Annotated in this window: 16 protein-coding genes and 1 pseudogene; all 17 read right to left on the bottom strand. The window is 53.0% G+C overall.

What is annotated here, in order from left to right; genetic code table 11:
- Window positions 1-87 precede the first annotated feature (87 nt).
- The 17 genes and pseudogenes from DEALDRAFT_RS03715 to pilM all read right to left on the bottom strand — a co-directional run bounded on the left by DEALDRAFT_RS03715 (window position 88) and on the right by pilM (window position 13,630).
- Window positions 88-549: a CD1247 N-terminal domain-containing protein gene (locus tag DEALDRAFT_RS03715; RefSeq protein WP_008515004.1), complete on the bottom strand. Its 462-nt coding sequence runs from the start codon at window positions 547-549 to the stop codon at window positions 88-90.
- A gap of 38 nt (window positions 550-587) precedes the next feature.
- Window positions 588-1,145, bottom strand: a complete 558-nt coding sequence (gene efp / locus DEALDRAFT_RS03720) for an elongation factor P (protein ID WP_008515007.1) — start codon at window positions 1,143-1,145, stop codon at window positions 588-590.
- 15 nt (window positions 1,146-1,160) lie between these two features.
- The gene (locus DEALDRAFT_RS03725) at window positions 1,161-2,228 is read right to left on the bottom strand and encodes a M24 family metallopeptidase (RefSeq protein WP_008515009.1); all 1,068 of its coding nucleotides are present in this window, start codon (window positions 2,226-2,228) and stop codon (window positions 1,161-1,163) included.
- 1 nt (window position 2,229) lies between these two features.
- Window positions 2,230-2,667 (bottom strand): type II 3-dehydroquinate dehydratase, encoded by a 438-nt coding sequence (gene aroQ / locus DEALDRAFT_RS03730; RefSeq protein WP_008515011.1) that lies wholly within the window; start codon window positions 2,665-2,667, stop codon window positions 2,230-2,232.
- A gap of 109 nt (window positions 2,668-2,776) precedes the next feature.
- Window positions 2,777-3,292, bottom strand: a complete 516-nt coding sequence (locus DEALDRAFT_RS03735) for a shikimate kinase (RefSeq protein WP_008515013.1) — start codon at window positions 3,290-3,292, stop codon at window positions 2,777-2,779.
- Complete coding sequence (locus DEALDRAFT_RS15815; protein WP_008515015.1) at window positions 3,289-4,719, bottom strand: CBS domain-containing protein; 1,431 nt, start codon at window positions 4,717-4,719, stop codon at window positions 3,289-3,291. The genes DEALDRAFT_RS03735 and DEALDRAFT_RS15815 overlap by 4 nt, the downstream gene beginning before the upstream one ends.
- A 124-nt stretch (window positions 4,720-4,843) precedes the next feature.
- Window positions 4,844-5,296: a GspH/FimT family pseudopilin gene (locus DEALDRAFT_RS03745; protein ID WP_008515017.1), complete on the bottom strand. Its 453-nt coding sequence runs from the start codon at window positions 5,294-5,296 to the stop codon at window positions 4,844-4,846.
- Entirely contained in the window at window positions 5,293-6,321 is a 1,029-nt protein-coding gene (locus DEALDRAFT_RS03750) for a PilX N-terminal domain-containing pilus assembly protein (RefSeq protein WP_008515019.1), read from the bottom strand. The genes DEALDRAFT_RS03745 and DEALDRAFT_RS03750 overlap by 4 nt, the downstream gene beginning before the upstream one ends.
- Window positions 6,318-6,779, bottom strand: a pseudogene (locus DEALDRAFT_RS03755) (PilW family protein); the annotation flags it as partial. The gene DEALDRAFT_RS03750 and the pseudogene DEALDRAFT_RS03755, both read right to left, overlap by 4 nt.
- A gap of 19 nt (window positions 6,780-6,798) precedes the next feature.
- The gene (locus tag DEALDRAFT_RS03760; RefSeq protein WP_008515022.1) at window positions 6,799-7,152 is read right to left on the bottom strand and encodes a prepilin-type N-terminal cleavage/methylation domain-containing protein; all 354 of its coding nucleotides are present in this window, start codon (window positions 7,150-7,152) and stop codon (window positions 6,799-6,801) included.
- Window positions 7,153-7,219: 67 nt separating this feature from the next.
- Window positions 7,220-7,963, bottom strand: coding sequence for a prepilin peptidase (locus DEALDRAFT_RS03765; protein ID WP_008515024.1), 744 nt, complete (start codon window positions 7,961-7,963; stop codon window positions 7,220-7,222).
- Window positions 7,963-9,024 carry a type IV pilus twitching motility protein PilT gene (locus DEALDRAFT_RS03770; RefSeq protein WP_008515026.1) on the bottom strand — a complete coding sequence of 354 codons (1,062 nt, stop codon included), beginning with the start codon at window positions 9,022-9,024 and terminating at the stop codon, window positions 7,963-7,965. Before DEALDRAFT_RS03770 ends, DEALDRAFT_RS03765 begins: the two co-directional genes overlap by 1 nt.
- Window positions 9,021-10,724 (bottom strand): GspE/PulE family protein, encoded by a 1,704-nt coding sequence (locus tag DEALDRAFT_RS03775; protein ID WP_008515028.1) that lies wholly within the window; start codon window positions 10,722-10,724, stop codon window positions 9,021-9,023. The genes DEALDRAFT_RS03770 and DEALDRAFT_RS03775 overlap by 4 nt, the downstream gene beginning before the upstream one ends.
- A 13-nt stretch (window positions 10,725-10,737) precedes the next feature.
- On the bottom strand, window positions 10,738-11,475 hold the full coding sequence (locus tag DEALDRAFT_RS03780; protein WP_008515031.1) for a RodZ domain-containing protein: 738 nt from the start codon (window positions 11,473-11,475) through the stop codon (window positions 10,738-10,740).
- Window positions 11,472-12,041 carry a type 4a pilus biogenesis protein PilO gene (gene pilO / locus DEALDRAFT_RS03785; protein ID WP_008515033.1) on the bottom strand — a complete coding sequence of 190 codons (570 nt, stop codon included), beginning with the start codon at window positions 12,039-12,041 and terminating at the stop codon, window positions 11,472-11,474. The genes DEALDRAFT_RS03780 and pilO overlap by 4 nt, the downstream gene beginning before the upstream one ends.
- A gap of 2 nt (window positions 12,042-12,043) precedes the next feature.
- Window positions 12,044-12,619 (bottom strand): PilN domain-containing protein, encoded by a 576-nt coding sequence (locus DEALDRAFT_RS03790; RefSeq protein WP_008515035.1) that lies wholly within the window; start codon window positions 12,617-12,619, stop codon window positions 12,044-12,046.
- 3 nt (window positions 12,620-12,622) lie between these two features.
- On the bottom strand, window positions 12,623-13,630 hold the full coding sequence (gene pilM, locus DEALDRAFT_RS03795; RefSeq protein WP_008515037.1) for a type IV pilus biogenesis protein PilM: 1,008 nt from the start codon (window positions 13,628-13,630) through the stop codon (window positions 12,623-12,625).
- Window position 13,631 lies beyond the last annotated feature (1 nt).

Here is a 13,631-nt window from a genome sequence, read left to right on the forward strand (position 1 = left end):
CATCTTATGGGGACGAGCACACCAATATGCCACAAAAAAAAAGCCAGCACCCGTTTTTTGGGTGCCGGCTTGGCATGTTTACTTTTTTTAGTTGTCTTCGTTTTCCAGTTCCAGTTCCAGGTCTTCTTCGAAGCCTTCGTAATCTTCGTCGTCGTTTACAAAGACGATGCGCTCACAGTTGGGGCAGAGAATTTCCACCACATCGTCGTCATCCAGCATGTCATCATCGATGTAGACGATTTCATGACAGTCGGGACATTCCACAGAAAACATTTCATCATCGTCTTCATCGTAGTAGTCCTCATCATCTACCAGCAGCTCATCTTCTTCATAAAAATCTTCTTCCAGCTCATTTAGATCCTCATCGATGGCTTCGGCATAATCTACGATGTCATCGTAATCATCCTGCAGTTCTGTAACGGCTTCTGCCAATGAATCAATGACGTCAATAATTTGTCCAAAAAGTTTACCTTCACGGGTATTTTCCTCCATACCCAGGCCGGCAGCAAGCCCTTTTAAATACGCAACACGTGATTTCAGGTCTTCCATGGGAAAGCCTCCTTTAAAGTGGTTTCTCAGCAAAAAATCTACACTCTCTCAATATACTCACCGGAGCGGGTATCTATACGCAGGACATCCCCTGCGTTAATGAAAAACGGGACCTGTACCACAAGCCCTGTTTCCATTGTTGCCGGTTTGGTACCACCTGATGCGGTATCACCTTTAATACCGGGGTCTGTTTCTTTTACTTCCAGTTCCACAAAGAATGGCAGTTCAATGCCAAAGATCTGGTCCTGATAAAACAATACCGCGATGTTCATGTTTTCCTTAAGATATTTCACATCATTGCCTAACTGGTCGGCACTGAGAGCCATCTGCTCATATGTTTCCGTGTCCATCACATTATACTCATCACCGGAGTTATACAAATACTGCATTTCCCGGCGATCCATCATAGCCCGCTCCACTTTCTCACCGGCCCTAAATGTTTTTTCGGTCACACCGCCGGTCTTGAGGTTTTTCAGCTTAGTGCGGACAAAGGCTGCCCCTTTACCGGGCTTAACATGCTGAAAATCAACAATGGTATAGACTTCATTATCTAACTCAATGGTCATCCCGGTTTTAAATTCGTTTGTTGAAATCATCTTTACCCCTCCATATTAGATGCAAACTAAATCTTTGCTGCTTTTTGTAAGATTTACTACGCCGTCTTCGGTGATGACCACCACATCCTCAATCCGCACACCGAATTCACCGCTTATGTAAACACCAGGCTCCACGGTAACCACCATCCCCGGCTTAAGCACATCCTCTGAAACCGGTGACAGCCGCGGTGCCTCATGGATTACCCGACCCAAACCATGACCCAGTCCATGACCGAATTTTTCCGTCAAATCATACTTAGCCAAGACATTTCTGGCCAGCGCATCCGCTTCCGTTCCGTTCATGCCGGGTCGAAGCTGCTCAAGTGCGCTCTGCTGCGCTTCCAGAACTCTATAATACACATCCTTTTGCCGCTCTGTGGCACTGCCCACAAACACAGTCCGGCTCATATCCGAACAGTATCCGTTTAAAACACAGCCAAAATCCAGTACCACCGCATCGCCGGTCTCCAGCAATTTATCACCGGCCACGCCATGGGGCAGGGCAGAACGGGTACCGGAAGCCACAATAAAACTAAAAGACGGACCGCTGGCACCATTTTTACGCAGGAAGAATTCCAACTCCAGCGCCACTTCCGCCTCCCGCACCCCGGGCCTGATAAAAGGCAGGATGTGGGTAAAAGCCTTATCTGTTAAAGAAACAGCCGCAGCAATGGCCTCCTGCTCACCCTTATCTTTTACGGCACGCAAGCCGTTAACCGGCGAAGGCAAAGCCTTAGTGGCCACTCCTTCCAACTGTGCCGTCAGTTTATCAAACACATCCACCGTCAGGTGGTCCCCTTCCACGACCAACTCACCAAGCTTGTCCTTGGCCAAAAGGGAAGAGACCTGCTTCCAGGGAGCTCCCGCCACATCCTCAATGGTAAACGAGGCGGACTGAGCCCGAGCCTGCTCCAGGTAGCGAAAATCTGTGAGCAGGTACGCCTCCTGCGGCGTGACCAACAAATAACCGGAAGTGCCGGTAAATCCGGACAGGTAAGCAATGTTCACCGGATTGGTCACCAGCAGTGCCCCAATATCATCTTCTGCCAGACGCTCTCGTAGATTATCTACCCTTTTTAGCATCTCAGCTTTCCCCATCCAGCAGGTTAACCGCCGCCCGCAGCCCCAACAGATAACTGTCAAAGCCAAAGCCGCTGATTTGCCCTCTGGCCGCACCGGCTGTTACCGACTGCTGCCGGAAAGGCTCCCGGGCATGGATGTTGCTGAGGTGCACTTCCACCACCGGACCGGAATAATCGGCAATGGCATCCCGCAGCGCATAACTGTAATGGGTAAACGCCCCGGGATTAATAATAATCCCGTCCGCTTCCGTGGTCTGGATGATATCAATTAGCTTACCCTCATGGTTGGACTGAAATGTCTCCAAAGCTATCCCCAACTCAGCCGCCAGCTCAATTAGCTTATCATCCAGCTCTTTTAGCGTAGCAGTCCCGTACAACACCGGGTCACGCTGTCCCAGCTTATTTAAATTTGGTCCGTGAATAACAAGGATTTTTCGCATTGTATCTATCCATTCTCCCTGTCTCTTAGTATTTCGCTAATACGGTAAATAAATCCTGCACCGGCTTTTTTTAAACTTTACATGTAGCGCTTTTGTAATAATTGAGCGGTTACCCTTCACCCTGCAGCAAAGCCACCACTTCCCGGGCCACCACAAACGGTGCTTTACCCGCTGTGTCCACCCGCACATGGGCAGCCTCCCGGTACAGTGCTTCCCGCCTTTTATACAACTCTGCCAAACCATCACTCTGCAAAAGCGGGCGGGTCTTGTCACCCTGCAGCCGCAAAGACAGCGTGTCCACATCCGCATCCAGCCAGACCACAAAGCCGCTCAGGCGTAGATGCTCTACATTGCCGCCATCAAGCACCACACCGCCGCCGGTGGAGACAACCAACCCCTTTTGGGAAGCCAGCTCAGCCACCACCTCTTTTTCCGCCGCCCGAAAATACTGTTCACCGCGGGCCGCAAACAGCTCCGGAATGGACATACCTTCCCTTTCACTAATCCGGCGGTCTGTATCCACAAACCGCCGGTTTAGCAAATCGGCCAAAAGCCGGCCAACTTCAGTTTTCCCCGTGCCCATAAAACCTATCAGCACCAGGTTTTTACCGGAGATCCGTTTCACTGCGCAACAGCCTCCCGTTTAACGCTTACCACCTTTTTCTCATTATATACAAACTCCTGACCTGTATACAAATCAACCTCAATGGTGCGGTCATAGCCGGGATGACCGTTATGCTCCAAAACCGTCAGCCTTGAGCCGTTAACCCGAAAACCTATCCGCGCATCACGCCTGGTCAGTCCGGCAGAAAGCCCGTCAATAATCCTCAGCAAACGAAACATGGGCAGCAGATGGGTGGGAAAATCCCCGGGCAACTCCGCTTCAGTGTGGTGATGGTAACGAATCAATGTCACCACATCGGAGGATTTACCGTAATACCTCTCCACAATATCCGCACTACGGTGAGCATGGAGCCTGCTGTCCTCAAAAACCTGACGCGGATCCACTTTTTGTCCCACATTAAGCACCGGCTGGGACTTGCCCACATGAAAAATCAGGGCCTCAACCAGAATATCCTTATCAATACCCAACAGCGACATAAGCCCTTTTTCATTCAAATCCGCCGCCACCTTCAAGGCGTTTACCACATGATGGTACCCGCCGTCATCGATAACTTCGGTAACCTCAATCTGACCTGTGGCCAGATGATAAATATCCCGGTATTCCGGGGTGCTCTTTAGTTTCTTTTCCACCTGGGAGTTGGGCAGCGTCAAAGCAAAGGCATTGTCCAGCTCATCCTTGGTTTTTAACAGCTGGTGCTGCATCTTCTTCATATCTGTAATATCAGTGAAGGTCTGCAATACTCCGGCGGTCTCCCCCTCCATCATGACGGGCACATTATTGGTGATAAAAACATGCCCCGAGGAGCTTTCCACCTCCACATTATAAAGGGGCCGGCCCGTTTCCATAACCTGGCGCACCGGCGAATCATAATCTTTGTACATCTTAGAAACTCTGCCCAGCATCTTCTCAGCAGTTTTTCCGCTAATGCGCTCCGCCGCCGGATTAAATTCACAGATACAGTAATCCCGGTCCACCACCACCAAACCCTCACTCATGGACTCAATCAACAGGGCTGCCTGCCGGATCTGCGCCAACTCATTTCTGGTTTTGCGCACCGTTTCCGTGGTGTAATCCAAAACAGTATTTAAATTAAGATAACCCACCGGCACTTCATCGGAAACCACCGGCACCTGGGTAATTCCCCTGCTGCTCATTAAATCCGCCACTTCCTCAACGGGCGTATCAGGATAAGCCACCACCAGCCTTTGCCTGGGTGTCATCATCTGTTCTGCGGTACACTCCGGATTACCCTCAGCCACCGCCTTACGCAAATCATACCCGGAAATCAGCCCCAACAGCCGATTCTCCCTATCTGTAACCAAAGCATGTGATGTTTTCTTAGCCATCATCTCCTGCGCCACCGTAAACATATTCTGGTCCACAAGAACAATGGGGAGGTTAGTAACCATAATATCCTGTGCTAACAAAAACGACCCCTCCAGACTCCACAGTTAATATAAATAATAAATGCCTATCTTTTCCTAACCAATACTTGGAATTCGACGCAATCAGACAATAACCCTGCCAATTTACCGGGTTTATCCACTTTTTTTACGGAGGGGTCTCACTTATCCGTACCCTGCCGGTCACCGGTGTCACAATAACATAACGCCGGTTCCCCCTTTTATCCCGCAGCACCACATGTCCACCCCGATTAGGCGCCCCGGTATAACGAAAATATACAGTGGGCCGCCCATGCAAATGCACAAAATTATTCCCCCCGTAAGTCACCCCTTCCGGCAAACTCACCCACTCCGAGCCCCCCGGCAGATCCACCCGGTACCGCCCGCTAAACTCATAAAAAACCACATAACAAACTTCCCCGCCGGCAATGGCCGTCTGCCGGGCCTGTCTTACCTGGGCCGCCAACTCCTGAGCCGCCGTCCGCAGCCCCCAGGTACTAACATGACCCACCACCGGCACCGCCACCATACACAAAATACCCAAAATCACCAGCACAGTCACCAACTCCGCCAAAATAAATCCCCCGGCACCCCGCCTCATCTTCTCAACTCCGTCTCCAACCAGGTAAGATTAAAACCCGGGCAATAACCCAACAACTCCGCCGGCAATTCCTCCAGCACATCCATTACCGCCCGGTCATCATAGCACACCACCACCCTACTCAATTCCACCACCGGCGCCATAAGCACCCCATAAATTTCCTCCCACCACAAAAAACCACTCACCCTCTCCCCACTGTACACAACCAAACTCCCCGGCTCCTCCCCGCCAAATCCGCCTTCAATAATCACCTCCCCCTCAGCCAACAAAACCACATCCCCCCAAGGCACCTCAAGCAGCCTAACCTCCCCCAGCACCACAATCATCCCCGTAAACCAAAACTCTTCCCCAATCACCAAATCCCCCGGCACAAACAGCCGCTCACACCCCTCATAATCCCCTTCCAGCCAAAAAACTTCATCCACCACCGGCGGGATCTCCCACTCCCCGGTCTCCATCTCCCCAATATCCACCAGGGGAAAATCTTCTCCATCCCAAACACAGCCATGCCCCCCCACCTCTGCCTCCCCCGCCACCAATTCCCGCACATACAAATCCCCCGCAATCCGGTTTGCCCCGTTAAACTCCACATCCCCGGCCAAAACAGAACCCCGCACCGCCACCTCTTCCAAAACAATCTCCTCTGCTACCACAGCATTTCCCCCAAAAGGCTGCAGCCGTGCCAAAACCTCCACCCTCCTCTCCTTATCACCGTACCGCCCCAGCGACTCGATCCGCTTAACATAGGACTTTTCCCCCTCACTAACCACCGCCCTAAACCGGGGACTGGGACCATAATCCTCCTCTGCCGCATACTCCGCCAACAACCCAACTTCCCGGGGAAGCCCCGCCACCATCAGCGCAACCCCCGCCTCAGCATAGTAATAAGCCCGCTTTGCCTCTGCCATATGGCCACTCACCTTCAGATCCATTAACCCAATACTTAGCACCGTCACCCCCAGCAAAGTAAGCATAATAATCACATACATCAACACCAGCAGCACATAACCCCGCTCCTCCTTCATAGCCCCACCTCTAAATTCCTGGGCTCCACCGCCGACCGCAGCACAACCCCGTACCCTTCCCAGGAAGTCCGCACCACAAGCATCAGCACCTCACCCTGCCGCAGCGTACCCCCCGGCTGCACCCACAACCGCTCAACACACCCGGCCAGCGGCACCGCCGGCCCACCGGGCAAGTCCACCAACAACTGCCGCCCCTGCAAATATAACCTGTAGCGCTTCAACTCCCCGTCCACATCTTTCCAGTACGTCACCACCCCATTGTCCTGATCCACCACCACCCGGTGGGCATACTGCAGTTCATGCACCACCTCTTCCAAAGCAATCCTCCCATGCTGATGCGCCTCGGCCAACGCCGCCGACCGCTGCCAGAAACTGCTCCCCACCGGGTAATAAGAATACACCACCGCCAACACAATCCCCGTAATAGCCGTTACCACCAAAAGCTCAATCAGGGTAAACCCGCTCTTCCCAACTTTCTCACCTTCCTACAAAGGTTATCAAAACCAACTCCCGCCGCACTCCTTTTTCACTCCACTCCACCGTCACCTGCACCTGCTTAACATCTTCCCAAACCTCACTTACCTCCACCCTACGGCTAAACCGTCCAAACCCTGCCACCTCCCCTTCTTCCTCACCAACCAACAAACAATAACTTCCGCTGCACACCATCTCCATCTTCTCCCGCGCCAAAACCGCTGCCTCCGTATGCACCCGCGCTCTCCCCTGCGCCTCTGCCCCCATGGTCAAAAGCGCCAACAGCGGCACCGCCACAATGGCAACCACCGCCAGCGCCACCAACAGCTCCACCAGCAAAAAACCCCGCTGCCCCATACCCATCCCCCCAACAAATGAAAAAAAGCACCGGAATAACCGGTGCTTCTCATTCTATCTCAAACTGTTACAGGCCACTTATCCGTAAATACCACTCCAAAAGCTGTCGGCCCCACATGGTGACAACGAATGCTGCCAACACCAGAAACGGACCAAAGGGAATACCATCTTTTCGCTTCTTAATCCCCAGAATCAATAAAATTCCACCTATCAATCCTCCACCCAAAAAGGCCAGAAACATTAATAGCAAAAGTTGTGCCCATCCGTACCACAGCCCCAGCACAGCCACCAGCTTAATATCGCCGCCACCCATGCCGCCGCCGCTGACCACCGCCAAAAAGAGGAACAAACCGCCCCCCAAAAGCCCGCCCAACAAAGCATCGGACCAGGCCACCTGCGGCCAGACCACCTGAATCAGCAAACTATAGCCCAATAAAAGCAGTACCAACCGGTTGGGAATAATCTGATGGTCAATATCAATAAAAAAGATAACCAATAAAATAGCAAAAAACACTGCATGAATCACAAACTCAGGCCAGCCAAACCGCAAAAACAACAACACAAACATTACCGCAGAGGCCAACTCCACCGCCGGGTATCGCCAGGATACCTCTGCACCACAGCCGGCACAGCGCCCCCGCTGCCACAGAAAGCTAAGGACCGGAATCAACTCCAAGGCCCCCAATCGCCGCCCACATCCGGTACAGTGGGACGGCGGAAACACCACCGATTCCTCCCTGGGAATCCGCCAGATACAAACATTGAGAAAGGACCCGATAAACAGGCCAAAAACGAAAACCACCAACCACATTACAGCAGTGCCCTTTCCAGCTCCGCTTTGTTAACCGCTCTGGAAACCGCCTCTTCCCGGGTCACCACACCACGGATACACAAATCAGCCAACGCACTGTCCATGGTCTGCATGCCATGGTCCCGTCCGGTCTGCATCGCCGTGTACAACTGGTGCTCGTTTCCTTCCCGCACCATATTAGACACCGCCGGCGTATTCACCAGCACCTCCACCGCCGCTACCCGGCCCTGTCCATCGGCCCGCGGCAATAACTGCTGCGAGATAACCCCTTTTAGCGAATCGGCCAACTGCAGTCTCACATAATTTCGTACCGACTCCGGGAAAACATCTACAATCCGGTGCAGTGCCAAAGGTGCCGTCTGGGTATGCAAAGTAGAGAAAACCAAATGGCCCGTCTCCGCCGCCGTCAGCGCAATGGCGATACTCTCCATATCCCGCATCTCACCAATCAGGATAACATCCGGGTCATGCCGCAGCATATGCCTCAGCGCCACCGAGAAAGACTTGGTATCATTACCCACTTCCCGCTGCCTCACAATGGCCTTTTTATGACTGTGCAAAAATTCAATGGGGTTTTCCACCGTCACAATGTTGCAGGAACGCTCTTCGTTAATCATCCCCACCATGGAAGCCAGGGTAGTACTCTTACCACTGCCCGTAGGCCCGGTAACCACCACCAACCCCCGAGGCAGCCTGGACAAATCCTTTACCACCGGCGGCAGCCCCAAATCCTCCACCTTGGGAATATCCCAGGGCACAGACCGCAGCACCACATCAAAGGAGCCCCGCTGCACCATGGCGCTGCCCCGAAAACGGCTCAGCCCCTCCACAGCATAAGAGAAATCCAGCTCCCACTCCTTTAAAAGCTGCTCCCTTTGCAAATCATCCAATACCGGCATCAGCATCTCTTTTACATCATCGGGCTTAAGCACCGGCATGTCCAATGGCATTAGCGACCCGTAAACCCGCACCATGGGCGGCATCCCCACCGCCAGGTGCAAATCAGACCCCTCAAGCTCCACCGTCTTCCGTAAAAGATCATCAAAGTTAAATATACTCATACGATCACCCTCAGCACTTCCTCAATTGATGTAACGCCCTGCTTCACTTTCTTCAGGCCGTCCTGCCGCAGGGTTACCATCCCCTCGGCGATGGCCAGCTTCTTAATCTCACTGGCCGACTTACGCTCCAGCGCCAGCCGCTGAATCCCCTCGCTAACCGTCAGCATCTCGTAGATACCCATCCGTCCGGAGTACCCGGTATTACTGCACCTCATACAGCCATCTTTCTTAGCCCGGTACAACACAATCTCTTCTTCACCCGGCGCCAGGGGAAACTCAGGAATCTTCTCCGCCATTTCCCGGGTAATGGTATACTCTTCCTTACACTGGGAACAAAGCTTTCTTGCCAACCGCTGCGCCAGGATACCCACCACCGAAGACGCGGTAAGATAAGGCTCCACACCCATTTCCGTCAACCGGCTGATGGCCCCCGCCGCATCATTGGTATGCAGGGTGGTAAACACCATATGCCCGGTCAGCGCCGCCTCGATGGCAATCCTCGCCGTTTCTTTATCCCGGATCTCACCCACCATCACAATGTCCGGGTCACTGCGCAAAATAGACCGCAGCCCCGAAGCAAAGGTAAGACCGGCCTTGGGATTAATCTGAATCTGGTTAATCCCCTCCATCCGGTATTCCACCGGATCCTCAACGGTAATAACGTTCTTTTCTTCCCGGTCCACCGCCGCCAGACTGGCATACAGCGTAGTACTCTTACCACTGCCGGTAGGCCCGGTAACGGGAATAAACCCATAAGGCAGACTAATCAGTTTGCGGTACTGCTCCAGCGTCTCCTCGGCCACACCCAGATCTTCCAGCGTAATGGTCTGCCCCGAGCGCTCCAACAACCTCAAGGTCAGCCGTTCCCCGAAACTGGCCGGCAGCGAAGCCACCCGCACATCCACCGTCTTACCCTCAATCTTTACCGACAAACGCCCATCCTGGGGAATCCTTCTCTCCGCAATATTCATCCCCGACATAATCTTATACCTGGACACCAAAGCACCATGCAATTTCTTCGGCGGGCTCATCACATCATGGAGCACACCGTCAATACGAAACCTTACCCGCATGGTCTTCTCATAAGCCTCAATATGCACATCACTGGCCTTGGAGTTTACAGCCTGGGTCAAAATAACGTTGGCCAACTGTACCGCCGGCCGCTCCGTTCCTTCATCTGCGGTGTAGGCATCATCCTCCACCTCTTCCACAGAACCTTCTTCACCCAGATCCTGCTCCACACCCACACTGGTCTGGCTGTAATTCTGAATAGCCGCTTCCAGTTCACTGTCGGTCACCACCACCGGCTGAATATCATAGCCGGTCAGCACCCTTAAATCATCCAATGCCAGAATATCCAAGGGCTGCTGCATGGCCACCACCAGCTTCTGGTCCTCACTTACATCAATGGGCAGCGCATGGTAACGCCTGGCCGCCTCCGCTGTCACACTTACCATGGCCGCCGGATCCACCGGATAGCTCTCCAGGGAAAGAAAAGGCACACCTGCCCGCTCAGCCACAACCCGGGCCACATCTTCCTCACTGCAGTAGCCCAGCTTGACCAGAATCTTACCTAAAAGGCCCTTTTCACCCTTCTTTAAATCCCGGTGCTGCAGCGCCTCATCCAGCTGCTCCGGGGTAATTACTCTCTCTTCCACCAATCTCTTGCCCAACAGATCCTGCATCTTATACTGTTTCATCTGCACTCCCCCGTTAATCAGCCAATGATGCAAACTCTAAACCGACCAGAACACCTCCGGCATAGCGCTGTTCCAGACTAATCTGTACCCCGGCCTCAATAATCGGGCCGTCTTCCAGCCTCTCTACCAAATCACCCAAACGTCCCAGATCCTCACCATTGACGACCACACTAACCGCAAATTCCCGGCCTACCTGCTCCAACCGTACCACAGAACCTTCCCACTCCATGGTCTCGCCCCGCGGCACATTGGTCCGCAGCACCCGGGTACCATCCACAAACACATCCAGCCAACAACGATCCAACGTCCTCAGCTGTACAACCACCTCACCGGGAACCACCACATCATCCGGGTCATCCGGTTCATCGGGATCATCCGGATCCACAGGATCCACCGGCTCCTCAGGCGGCTCCACCGGGTCCTCCTCTTCCTCAGCACCTGGCGCAAAGGGATCACGACCCGACCTGTCCACCGCACCGTTTTCCCGCTCCCAGTCACTGGAGCCGGCCACAGCAAATGGATCCCGACCGTCCCGCTCCACCTCAGAACGTTCTCTCTCCCAAGCCCCGGACCCACCGGAAGCAAAGGGATCCCTATCCGGCACATCCGCATCAAGAATCACCGGTTCACGCTCTTCTTCCTCCTGTACAACCTCCTCCGGAACTTCAGGCTCGGAATCGGCTTCTTCCTGGCCGCACCCAACCAGCACCAAACCAAGAATAATCATCAGGATTAAGGCGAACTTTCTCATTGCAATTCCCCTTCATCTTCCTCTTCTACTTCCTCAACTTCCTCTACAGCCCCGGCATAAAACGTACTGGCCTGAATATTTACCGTATTGGCATCCTCATCATTGCCATCAATCCGTAATTCATCAATGCGTACCGCCCGCTCATAAACCTGCAGGTAATCCAAAAAGTGCAAAAGCTCATGATAATCCCCTGCAAAAACAAGACTCAGCGGCATCTCCACATACCCATCGTTATCCCGCCGCTCACCAAAGCGTACCTGATTAAAATTCATATCAGACAAGTCCGCACCGGACTGTAAATCCAAAATTAACTGGTCTTCCGCCGGCTCCTCCGGCAATAGCTGACTCAGCAACTCCAATTCCTCTTCCATCTCGTCACTGCGCTCTGCCAAAGCCTGCATAGACGCCAACCGGGTCTCGGCCAACTCCAACTGCTGTTCTTCATCTTCCTTTACGGCCTGCTCTTCCCGCAGAGTGTTCCACTGCATCAGGTTGAGTAAAATCCCGGCCACCACCAAAATACCAACCAAAACATACTTTAAAATATTGCCGTTTTGTTTACTCATCCCTACTCACCCCTCTCTGCCAACGGGTCAAACAATTCCACCGCATCTACCACAGCCCGCATCTCAAAGCGGACAAACTCCTCGCCTTCCTCAGCGGAGAAAGAAGTCCGCACATCGGCGATCCCCGGCATCTCAGACAAAGCAGTTATCCAACCCGCCGTGGAAGGATGATCAAAGGTCTCCCCTCGTACCAACAAAGTACCTTCCTCATCACCCATGCTCAGCGACACATTGTTCAGCCAGACATTATCCGGAATATGCAGTCCCAAAGAACCCAGCGTCTCCCGCCATTTCACCTGCGTACCCATGGCCGACTGTAACAACTCATTCTTATTGTTAACCTGATTCTGCAGCTGCACATACGGCTGGTATGTAGCCACTTCCGCCTCAACCGCCGCACGCTCCGTTTCCAGCGCCTGAATATCATTTCTCACCTGCAGTGTGGCCGCAAACAACACACCAAACCCTAAAGCCAGTGCCACCACCACAGCCACAACAACACTTAAAATCTTCCTATGTACCGCTTTTCGCTTTCGCTCCTCCACTATCTCCGGAGGCAGTAAGTTAATCTTAATCATCACCTACACCTCCAGTCCGCGCAAAGCCAAACCGACACAGACCGCAAACTCCGGCCCCTCAAGCTCCGCTTTGCTGTCCACATTTGCCATGGGCTGCACAACTTCCACCGGAACATTCAAATCCTCACTCAATAAATCGGCCAACCCAATCACCTTGGCCCCTTTACCGCTCAAAATAACCCGGTCCACATCCTCCAGATTATCCGTCTTCACATAAAAACTAATGGAAGCCCGTATCTCCCTGGCTACACCATTTCCCCAGCGGGCAAACTCCTCTCCCGCTTCCTTCTCCAGAGCCGCCGCCACATACTGCTGGTAATCGGCCTGCACCTCTAAGGAAGCCCCCACATTATTTACATACTGCTTCAGATTAACGGGAATCACCCGGGCAAACCGCGGCATCCCGTCAATGGACAACAATAAATTACTCAGCCCCATGGCCAAGTCCACCAAAACCACAGTACCCTCCAACTTCTCCTTAGGCAGCGCCCGCATCAGCGCCAAAGGAGTGGCATCCACCACATCCACATTCAGCTTGGCCTTCTTTAAAGCCTCCAGGCTCGGTTCCATATGCGTCTTCTTCGCCGCCACCAAAAGCACCTCATACTGCTCCGCACCATTATTTTCAACCTCACCCACCACCGCAAAATCCAAAATCATCTGCGACAGGGGAATAGGAAAATACTCTCCGGCCTGCAGCCGAAGAGCCTGCTCCAACTTATCCTTAGGCACCTTGGGAAAGTTAATCAACCTCATAATAACACCCTGATTAAACATCCCCAGCACCACATTCTTACTACCTATCCCGGCCTTGGACCACAGCTTCTGCAAAGCATCGGCCACCACTTCCGGCTCCTGCACAATCCCATCACTCACAGCACTGTCCGGAACAGGCACCTGCCCTCCGGCCACCACTTTAGCAGAGCCGTTCTTTCCCCGTACTTCCACGGCACGGATAAGCCCGGTATCAAACTCCAGACCAACCACACCGCCTTTACCGAATAGTCCCATA

This window comes from Dethiobacter alkaliphilus AHT 1, assembly GCF_000174415.1.
Classification (GTDB): Bacteria; Bacillota; Dethiobacteria; order Dethiobacterales; family Dethiobacteraceae; genus Dethiobacter; species Dethiobacter alkaliphilus.

Coding starts and splice junctions, on each gene's coding strand:
- DEALDRAFT_RS03715 (WP_008515004.1), bottom strand. CDS start 549: ATGGAAGACCTGAAATCACGTGTTGCGTATTTAAAAGGGCTTGCTGCC.
- efp (WP_008515007.1), bottom strand. CDS start 1,145: ATGATTTCAACAAACGAATTTAAAACCGGGATGACCATTGAGTTAGAT.
- DEALDRAFT_RS03725 (WP_008515009.1), bottom strand. CDS start 2,228: ATGCTAAAAAGGGTAGATAATCTACGAGAGCGTCTGGCAGAAGATGAT.
- aroQ (WP_008515011.1), bottom strand. CDS start 2,667: ATGCGAAAAATCCTTGTTATTCACGGACCAAATTTAAATAAGCTGGGA.
- DEALDRAFT_RS03745 (WP_008515017.1), bottom strand. CDS start 5,296: ATGAGGCGGGGTGCCGGGGGATTTATTTTGGCGGAGTTGGTGACTGTG.
- DEALDRAFT_RS03750 (WP_008515019.1), bottom strand. CDS start 6,321: ATGAAGGAGGAGCGGGGTTATGTGCTGCTGGTGTTGATGTATGTGATT.
- DEALDRAFT_RS03760 (WP_008515022.1), bottom strand. CDS start 7,152: ATGGGGCAGCGGGGTTTTTTGCTGGTGGAGCTGTTGGTGGCGCTGGCG.
- DEALDRAFT_RS03765 (WP_008515024.1), bottom strand. CDS start 7,963: ATGTGGTTGGTGGTTTTCGTTTTTGGCCTGTTTATCGGGTCCTTTCTC.
- DEALDRAFT_RS03770 (WP_008515026.1), bottom strand. CDS start 9,024: ATGAGTATATTTAACTTTGATGATCTTTTACGGAAGACGGTGGAGCTT.
- DEALDRAFT_RS03775 (WP_008515028.1), bottom strand. CDS start 10,724: ATGAAACAGTATAAGATGCAGGATCTGTTGGGCAAGAGATTGGTGGAA.
- DEALDRAFT_RS03780 (WP_008515031.1), bottom strand. CDS start 11,475: ATGAGAAAGTTCGCCTTAATCCTGATGATTATTCTTGGTTTGGTGCTG.
- pilO (WP_008515033.1), bottom strand. CDS start 12,041: ATGAGTAAACAAAACGGCAATATTTTAAAGTATGTTTTGGTTGGTATT.
- DEALDRAFT_RS03790 (WP_008515035.1), bottom strand. CDS start 12,619: ATGATTAAGATTAACTTACTGCCTCCGGAGATAGTGGAGGAGCGAAAG.
- pilM (WP_008515037.1), bottom strand. CDS start 13,630: ATGGGACTATTCGGTAAAGGCGGTGTGGTTGGTCTGGAGTTTGATACC.